We start from the raw sequence: 4647 nt of genomic DNA, 5'->3' as shown, positions 1-4647 counted from the left end.
GTGTTGCGTGTTGCGTGTTGCGTGTTGCGTGTTGCGTGTTGCGTGTTGCGTGTTGCGTGTTGCGTGTTGCGTGTTGCGTGTTGCGTGTTGCGTGTTGCGTGTTGCGTGTTGCGTGTTGCGTGTTGCGATCACGGCTTAAAATTGTCTGACCACTAAAGTGGTCAGACAATTTTAAGCTTGGAGTTTGATTTTTATCGGTAAAATGGGCGGTTTCTTTGCCTTTCATTTGATGCCTCATACTGCTAATATATCACCTTTTTGCAGTTTTTTCAGGTTCATACTATAAAATTATTTATTTTGAGTGAAAATTACAAATACATGGGAAAATGCTCTTTTTTGCAAGAAAACAGGGAAAAATGCCTATTTACCGCTACACTATGTATGTCCAATAAATTCTTTGGGCATACATAGTGTACCATCTTTCAGATAACCTGCGTCATCCACCCCTTTGTGTCAGGCAGAGTACCGTATTGGATGCCTTTAAGCGTGTCGCGAATATCGGTGGTAAAATCGCCGTCTTTGCCGTTGTTGAACAGCACTTTTTTGCCATTGTAGGTAAGTGAGGTAATAGGGGTGGCTCCTGCGGCGGTTCCGCTGACAAAACATTCCTTTGTCGATTCAAGGGCTTCGTCTATCGAGATTTTGCGCTCTGACACTTTTACTTTCCTGTCATGGGCAAGCTCTATTATGCTGGCGCGGGTAATGCCGGGCAGAATTGTGTCGCCAAGTTCGGGCGTTACAAGCTCGCCTGACTTTAAGTAAAAAAAGATATTGCATGACGAGCCTTCTTCTATATACTTGCGGTGGGTCGCGTCTAAAAACACGCATTCCATGTAGCCGGCTTTTAAGGCTTCGGATTTCGCGAGGGCTGACATCACATAGTTTGAACAGGCTTTTATCCAGCCGGTGCCTTTCGGCGTTGCGCGGATCCTATCTGAAACAACAGCGTCCGAATTGCCGGATGAAAAATAAGCGCTTACGGGAGTATTGATTACCATCACATAAGGCTCATGGGACAGGTTTACCCCGATACCGCCTTCCGCGATAGTAAAGGGTCTGATATAAACAGCGTCAGCCGTCATATACGAATCTTTTTCCCACTCGCTATTATAGGACGGTTTAAAACCAAGAGCGGCGTTACGTTTGACTGTTTCTTTGCAAACGGAGACAAATGTCTCTACGGGGAAAGGCGGCATGCACATTCCCTCCATCGAGCGGTAAAAACGACGGGCGTTTTGATCCGGCCTGAAGATGGCAAGTTTTCCGGTTTTCTGCGGGAAGGCTTTTAGTCCTTCAAAACACGCTAACCCGTACTGGCTTGTGTAGTTGACAAGAGGCATATCCCCGTAACAGTTACGGGAATCTTCCAGCTTTGCGCGATCTTCATCGCTCATAGCCGCTTCCTCTTCCGGTGTCTTGTGCGGTTTTTCCAAATATTCCTCGCTCCATTTTCCATCGGAAAATCTTGAGCGGTAGGTGATTGGATAAGTGTTTAATGCAAAGGCCATAATTACTCCTTATATAAATAATACAGTTGATACAAATGTCTTGCAATAGGTTATCGTTTCTTTTTTAAATCGCGCAATTTTTTTCGCAGGGCTTCCGCCTTATTAAAAAGATTGTACATTACCTTTTTATACCGATAATCCCAGCTTCCGGGACGGTGTATGATCTGCCCGCCAAATCCGGTTTTAAACCTGTAAAGGCCGGCCATAGGGTGATTGGGATCTTCATTCGGAGGTATGCCGAAAAGATCATAATTTATACATCCGGTTTCTTTAGCGTCCTGCATGGCTTTCCATTGAAGCGCGTAAGGGGCCATTAAATTTCGTTTGTTGTTAGAAGACGCCCCGTAAAGATATGTCGCGTCTTTTCCGCGAAAAAGAACGACAATAGCCGCTATTATGTCATCTTCATGTTCCGCCGTATACAAACGGATAAATTGATTTTTTTTACTTTGTTTCTCGCATACTTCAAAAAGCGTCCTATAATAATTAATTCCGTGTATGGCGATGCCGTCCCTTGCAGACGTTTCTTTTAAAAGATTATAGAATATTTCGATATCTTTTACGCCGCAGACGTTGACTTTTACTCCCTTTTTTCCCGCTAAAGAAACATTGTACCGCCATTTTGGTTTCATGGACGCGAGTATTTCTTCACGCGAAAGAGCAAGATTGACGATGACGGTATCGGGCGGTTGGACTGTAGCCGCCGCTTTTTTAAAACCTGCGGAGGTGAACATGACGGATTCATTTTTAAAATTTTCATCGCCGTCTTTGTAATGCCACGGAGGTTCAAAACGGATGAAGGCGGTGTCTTTTGAAAGAAACTGTTTTAATTTTACGGCAAGCTCAGCAAGGGCTCTTGCCCTGTCTTCGGCGGGAAAAAAATCAGGAAGACTCCCCCAAGGGATATACGCGAATGAGAAGTCAAAACCAAAGACTAAAGCGAAGCGGCGGCAAAGCGCCAATAGCGGCAGCGTTTGCGAAGTCTCTCCTTTTTGCCAATCAATCAGGAAAGCCTTCGCGGTTGAGTCAAAGCGGGATTTAAATTCCCCCCACATTGACGATTGTAAGAAAGAATCCGCGTTTTCACAGACGGAGAGATCGGCTTCTTTTATGTTGGAGATAAACGGTGTTTTTTTCTCGCTTGCAGTATTAATATTTTCTGTTTTAACGGCGGATATGTCTTCCATATATTTCGTATTAATGCACTTCGCCTTCGGGAATTATTTTAGTGCACACAGGGTTGCCGTTAAGGCACAGTTTCTTACCTCCGCAAAAAACTGTATTGTCTTTCACGGCAATCGGATACGAAAAAAACGTGTCGATGTCTATTTCCGCAAGAGCGCAGACCGCGTCCTCGCCTTCGGGCAAAAGCCGCGTTCCCGTGGGACAGTCTCCCGCGTCAAGCACCTCAACGCGCTCCACGGGCTGGCCGTCGGGGCCTGCGCCGCCCTTATCTCCGGCGGCAAGGAGCATCCCCCTCGATTCAACGCCGCGAAGTTTTGCGGGTTTTAAATTATACGCGACAATAATTTTCTTTCCAAGCAATTCTTCTTCTTTGTAAAATGGCACCAGTCCTGAAACAATTGTCCGCTCTTCGCGCGTTCCCGTTACTCCCTCCCCCACTTCAAGCTGTTCAATGTAAAGTTTATCGGCTTTTGGATGCCTCTCTATTTTTTCAATTTTTGCCACGCGCAAATCCACTACTGAAGAAAAAGGCTTGCTTTCCGCGGCTTGCGCGTTGTCGCTCTCCTGCCTCTCTTTCTGGCTTCCTGAAAAGCGGACGCGTAAGGTTTCAATTAACTCATCTTCCAGTTTGTTAAAAAGAATTTCACTTTTTATTTTAATATTCCCTATGCCGTCCGCTTTTCCAATGTCTTTCCAGTTAAGATTGCTTCTAAGTTTAAGGCCCAGAAATGAGGCGATTTTTTCCGCAGCTTGCGGCATATAAGGCTCTATTAACACCGATAAATCGCGGACAATGTAGGTAAGGTCGCGTATTACTGCTTTTGCTTTTTCGGGATCGTCATTGCGCAGCCGCCACGGTTCGTTGTCCTGAAAATATTTATTCGCAAACGAGGATAATTCAAAGATTTCCCTAAAAGCGTCACGTAACTCTGCCCTGTCAAGTTTTTCGGTAATTGAGTTTTCCAATCTTACAACTTCAGCCCAAAATGCGCCATCGCTCTTTCCTTCGGGAATAATACCGTCGTAGTAGCGCGTAACAAAGGAGAGCGTGCGGTTTACCAAATTGCCCAAGTTGCCAATAAGCTCGCCGTTTACTTTTTCTTTAAAGTCGCTCCATGTAAACATAGCGTCAGATTTTTCAGGCCTGTTGTAATAGATATAAAAGCGCCATACATCGGCGGGGATTCCAGTCCCTTTTACGTCAGTGCCAAAAACTCCAACCCCTCTTGATTTTGAAAATTTGCCGTTTTCATAATTTAAGTACTCGGTGCTGGACATGTGGTGTAACATTGTCCATTTTTCCCCGCTGCCCAAAAGGCTGGACGGGAAAATTACCGTATGAAACGGGATATTGTCTTTTCCAATAAACTGAAACAGCTCAGTTTCATTCGGGCTTTTCCACCAATAATTTACAAAATCACGCCAATTTCCCTTTTCCTCACCTAACGTTCCTGTTATTGAAATATAGCCGATTGGCGCGTCAAACCAGACGTAAAACACTTTGTTTTCGTAACCGGGTTTTGGAACGGGGATTCCCCATTTTAAATCTCTTGTTATAGCGCGTTCCTTAAGGCCGTCACGTATCCAAGCCTGCGTCATCTGTACCGCGTTATTCGCCCAAAAACCTTTTACTGACGTTATTTTTATCCATTCTTCAAGTTTTTCCCTAATTGCCGGAAGATCAATGTAAAGATGATTTGTCTTTTGTAAAGACGGGGTACTGCCGCAAGAAGAACATTTAGGCTCTTTTAAATCGGTAGGGTCCAACAGTTTGCCGCAAGCCTCGCATTGATCGCCCCTTGCCTCCGCACCGCCGCAGACTGGGCAGACTCCGCGAATATACCTGTCCGCGAGAAATCTTTTGCAGTTGGAACAATAAAACTGTTCTATCGTTCTTTCGCAGATAAAACCGGCTTTATCCAATTTTAAAAATATATCCTGAGTTACTTCCGTC

Annotated in this window: 4 protein-coding genes; all 4 read right to left on the bottom strand. The window is 44.9% G+C overall.

The features are described from left to right. Positions 1-226, bottom strand: a 226-nt coding sequence (locus ACYVRH_RS11035) for a hypothetical protein (protein WP_461256967.1), incomplete at its 3' end; no start/stop codon positions are given. A gap of 196 nt (positions 227-422) precedes the next feature. Then, positions 423-1508 carry a branched-chain-amino-acid transaminase gene (ilvE, locus tag ACYVRH_RS11030; protein WP_461256966.1) on the bottom strand — a complete coding sequence of 362 codons (1086 nt, stop codon included), beginning with the start codon at positions 1506-1508 and terminating at the stop codon, positions 423-425. 50 nt (positions 1509-1558) lie between these two features. After that, positions 1559-2695 (bottom strand): lipid II:glycine glycyltransferase FemX, encoded by a 1137-nt coding sequence (locus tag ACYVRH_RS11025; RefSeq protein WP_461256965.1) that lies wholly within the window; start codon positions 2693-2695, stop codon positions 1559-1561. Between the two features lie 10 nt (positions 2696-2705). Further along, the coding region (gene metG / locus ACYVRH_RS11020) for a methionine--tRNA ligase (protein WP_461256964.1) at positions 2706-4647 on the bottom strand (1942 nt) is incomplete at its 5' end.

It is taken from the genome of Treponema sp. R80B11-R83G3, assembly GCF_054786115.1.
Note: the sequence above shows the minus strand (reverse complement) of the source record. Positions and strands in the feature narration are given on the sequence as shown.